The sequence below is a fragment of the Streptomyces sp. HSW2009 genome (assembly GCF_040240285.1).
Taxonomy (GTDB): Bacteria; Actinomycetota; Actinomycetes; order Streptomycetales; family Streptomycetaceae; genus Streptomyces.
In genome coordinates, this window is record NZ_JBEHZD010000626.1 from 1 (window position 1) to 4,054 (window position 4,054).

Annotated in this window: 4 protein-coding genes; 2 read left to right on the forward strand and 2 right to left on the reverse strand. The window is 70.5% G+C overall.

The window, feature by feature from the left end; genetic code table 11:
- Window positions 1-424: 424 nt before the first annotated feature.
- Both AAHZ94_RS29680 and AAHZ94_RS29685 read right to left on the reverse strand, forming a co-directional pair.
- Window positions 425-1,006: a hypothetical protein gene (locus AAHZ94_RS29680; RefSeq protein WP_349996788.1), complete on the reverse strand. Its 582-nt coding sequence runs from the start codon at window positions 1,004-1,006 to the stop codon at window positions 425-427.
- A 393-nt stretch (window positions 1,007-1,399) separates the two neighbouring features.
- Window positions 1,400-1,831: a winged helix-turn-helix transcriptional regulator gene (locus AAHZ94_RS29685; RefSeq protein WP_349996789.1), complete on the reverse strand. Its 432-nt coding sequence runs from the start codon at window positions 1,829-1,831 to the stop codon at window positions 1,400-1,402.
- Between the two features lie 156 nt (window positions 1,832-1,987).
- Here AAHZ94_RS29685 and AAHZ94_RS29690 point away from each other — a divergent pair, with 156 nt between their 5' ends.
- Window positions 1,988-3,484 carry an MFS transporter gene (locus tag AAHZ94_RS29690; protein WP_502964824.1) on the forward strand — a complete coding sequence of 499 codons (1,497 nt, stop codon included), beginning with the start codon at window positions 1,988-1,990 and terminating at the stop codon, window positions 3,482-3,484.
- 25 nt (window positions 3,485-3,509) lie between these two features.
- Window positions 3,510-3,998 carry a pyridoxamine 5'-phosphate oxidase family protein gene (locus AAHZ94_RS29695; RefSeq protein ID WP_349996791.1) on the forward strand — a complete coding sequence of 163 codons (489 nt, stop codon included), beginning with the start codon at window positions 3,510-3,512 and terminating at the stop codon, window positions 3,996-3,998.
- The last annotated feature ends 56 nt before the right edge of the window (window positions 3,999-4,054 follow it).

A 4,054-nucleotide genomic window follows, 5' to 3' on the forward strand; every position in this document is an offset into this window, starting at 1 on the left:
GGCACGCACGGAATTGCGTGCCCGACACCAACTCGGCCGTGCGGGCACACGGCCGCTCGATCACGGCGAGCCACTCGACCGCGGGACCCTGTGACACCGCGGCACCGACGCCCCCCGGCGCCCGCTGGCTGCCACCTTCGCCGGGCGCCCGGCCTGCCCCGCCTGGCAGGCCCTCCACATTCCCCCATACGGTGACGCCATATCAGATAGGGAGAGCATGACGTTAATTGACGGTGAGTCAGTCCCACTAGAGCCATATCCGTAATCAGCGGAGAACCACCACTGAATGACCTCCTCATAGAAGCACACCGGTGACGCTCTCAGGGTTCTCAGCAGACGAGGGGCCGGCTCGCCCCTCGCCTTTCTGCCCGGGTAGTTGGGCTATCCAGAACGCACCTCCCACGAGCGAAGGTGCGCCGGCCGCTCACGCTGCGACAGCCATTCCCACTCTATGCCGGCGCCGGTGATACGCAACGGTCAGCACCGCCAAGAGCGGCCCCCACAGAATCAGCGGCGTGTAGCAGGCGTAGAACCAGGCGGATTCCAAGCCACCGGCCTGTGTGGGGAAGTCGTCGGGCAGGTCGCCACCGCGGATCGTGGTGCCCTGGACCTCCACGATGACGGCCAGGACCGTGAACACCGCCGTGAGGAGCACGGCTCCGATGGCGGCCGGGATGACCGCGGCCTTCGTCGGGACGCGGCGTCCGCGCAGGCCGGGGAGCCAGCGCGGAAACACCTCACCCCAGCGGGCGACGAGACCGATCGCGGTGAAGGCGAGGAGTTCGGAGGCCGCCGAGAGGAAGAGGATGTACGGGTTGATCCCGCCGTCGAACGCCGAGGGGAGCCGCCACAGGCTTGAGGGCAGGACGACGAGCGGCACCGCGTAGGCGGTGCGTTGGAGCCAGCGGGGCACTCCGGCGACGGGTTCGTGGGCGGCCCGCCACGCCGAGCGGAGCCGACCCGGCTGGGCGGCAACGGAGGTTTCGGCGTGCTGGATGGGTTGCATGTCAGTCCTCGACTTCGACGGGCTGGCGCTCGTTGCGCTCACGCTCGACGATCGCAGCCGTGCCGTTGCGAAGGATCGCTCCGCAGAGTGAACTGGCGTCCGTCGCCAGGCGTACGGCCGGCGCGACTTCGGGATGACACCGGGCGCCCGGGCCGAGCTCGCCCCGGTCGCAAGCTCGCCCTTGCTCGTGAAAGACGCGGCCCACGAAGCCCGACCGACGCGCCCTGGCCTGCGTCCCGGGCGTACCCGGGAGCAGCCTGCCACCTCACCCAACGCGGCCGGCCGCCCCGCACCGCAGCTAGCCAGCCACCTCACCCATCGCGACAGGCCGGCCCGGCCGCGGCCCGCGGCAGTGGACCTACCGCACGCCACTGCCGGGCCGGCCCCTGCCCGTCATGCGCTCTGCGCCTGCTCCTCGCGCTGGTCGTACGCGGCCCGCGCGGCGGCGATCTCGTCCTGGTGGCCCTCGGTCCAGGTCACCAGCGCCTGGATGGTGTCGTGCAGGGTGGCGCCCATCGGGGTGAGTTGGTAGTCCACCCGCGGCGGAACGACCGGGTGGACCGTGCGGTGCACCAGGCCGTCTCGTTCCAACTGCCGCAGGGTCACTGTCAGCATGCGCTGGCTGATGCCGTCGACCTCGCGCCGCAGTTCGGTGAAGCGCAGGGTGCGTCGGTCGAGCAGGGCGATGACGAGGAGCGACCACTTGTCGCCCACCCGGTCCAGGATCTGCCGGACTTCACACCCTTCGCGGGCGTCCCACTGGCGGGCCTGGTCGTCCCCGGTTCCCGTGCAGTGACTCGGTGACTTCAAAGTGCCTTCTTCCATGGTCGTTCAGAGTGCACCAGGATCGAGGCAGTAACAAGAGGGAACCGACCATCGAATCGGTAACCGCACTGCGCAGTGCGCGTTCCGGGCCGGCACCCCGTTGCCTTCTTCCCCTTTCCCCATCCTCGCTGTTCCTCGTACTCGAAGGAGTCTGACGTGTCCACGTCGTCTGCATCCCCACCGTCGGAACCCGGCGTCGCCCGCCTGGACGGGCGTGCCTGGGCGGTGCTGTTCGTCCTATGCGGAGCGATCTTCCTAGAGGGCATCGACGTGGCCATGCTCAATGTGGCCCTGCCGTCGATCCGCGCCGACCTCGACATGTCCACCGGTGAGTTGCAGTGGGTGATGAGCGCCTACGTGGTGGGTTACGGCGGGTTCATGCTGCTGGGCGGCCGGGCGGCGGACCTCTTCGGCCGCCGGCAGATGTTCCTGTTCTGGCTCACCGTCTTCCTGCTCTTCTCCGGGTTGGGTGGCTTCGCCGACAACGGTCCCACCCTGATCGCCGCCCGCTTCGTGACGGGCGTCGCCGCCGCGTTCATGACTCCGGCCGGGCTGTCCATCATCACGACCGGCTTCCCCGAGGGGCCACAGCGCGACAGGGCGCTCCTGGTCTACTCGGGCACCGCGGCCGGTGGCTTCTCGGTCGGCCTGGTCGTCGGCGGGCTGTTGTCGTCGGCCGACTGGCGCTGGGTGTTCTTCGCCCCCGTCGTCCTCTCGTTCGTCATCCTGGTCGCCGCGTTCGTCCTCATCCCGAGGTCAGAGCGGCCGGTCAGGACCGGGCAGCGCGTGGACGTACTCGGGGCGCTCACCGCGACCGGCGCGATCGTGCTGCTCGTCCTCGGCGTCGAGCGCGCCGCCCACGCCAGCGTGGTGCAGACGGTGGGCACCTTCGCCGCCGGCCTCGTCCTCCTCGCCGTCTTCGTCCTCGCCGAACGCCGGGCGCCCAACCCCCTGGTGCGGCTGGGCATCCTGCGCAGCGGCTCACTGGTACGCGCCAACCTGGCCGCACTGCTCCTCGCGGCCGGCTTCTTCGGCTTCCAGTTCATCGCCGTGCTCTACCTCCAGGAGTTGCGCGGCTGGTCCGCGCTCCAGACCAGCTTCGCCCTGCTGGTGATCGGCGTGGACGCGGCCATCTCCCCCACCCTCACCCCACGGCTCGTCAACCGCTTCGGCAACGCCCGGGTCACCTTCGTCGGTCTGCTGCTGGCCGCGGTCTCGTACGCCCTGTTCCTGCCGGTCGGCGACGACTGGACGTACGCGGCGATGTTCCCCAGCTTCATCACCCTGGGCCTGGCGTTCTCGCTGGCCTACGGCCCGCTGACGATCGTCGCCACCGAGGGCATAGCCGAGGAGGAACAGGGCCTGGCCGGGGCGCTCCTCTACACCGCCTTCCAGTTCGGCGCCGCCCTCGGCCTGTCCACGGTCACCGCCGTGAGCACCGCGGCCACCGGCGACGACGGGACGCCCGGCGCACTGTTGGACGGCTACCACGCCGCCCTGCTCGTCCCGTTCACCGCGGCCGTCCTCGCCGTCCTCATCAGCGCCTTCGGCCTGCGCGGCCGGCGCCGCACGACGGAAGACGCCGCGACCCGGGGCGAGGCCACGGCACCGGCCGACACCACGCCCGTGCAGACGGCGGGGGCCACACGATGAACACCCTGACGACGGAGGTGGCGCCATGGCGCTGAACGTGTCCTCCTTCTCCGCCCTGGAGAGCGAGTTCCTCCAGTACGTGAGCGACATCGGTTACGCGACCATGACCACCGTCGACAAACAGGGCCGGCCCCGGGCACGCGTGCTGCTGCCCGTCTGGGAGGTCGTGGACGGCCGCCCCGTCGGCTGGCTCGCCACGTACAAGACACCGGTGAAGGCGGCCCACCTGGCGAACAACCCGCACACCACCTACTCCTACTGGAGCCCCCGGCAGAACGCGGTGTTCATCGACAGCGTCTCCACCTGGGTCGACGACCCTGCCGTCAAGCTCCGCGGCTGGGAGCTGTACCGCAAGGGCAGCCCGGCCGGGGTGGGTTACGACCCCCGCGGCTACTGGTCAGGCGGCCCGCAGGACCCGCAGTACCACCTGCTGCGCATCGAGCCGTGGCGCGTACAGGTGCTCCGCGGCCGGGACCTGAGCAGCCGCATCTGGACCGCCGGGCGCGAGACCTAGAAGCGCCCGACCGGTCCGGCGGCCGGGCGGCGCCCACGTACCCCGCGGGGTACGTG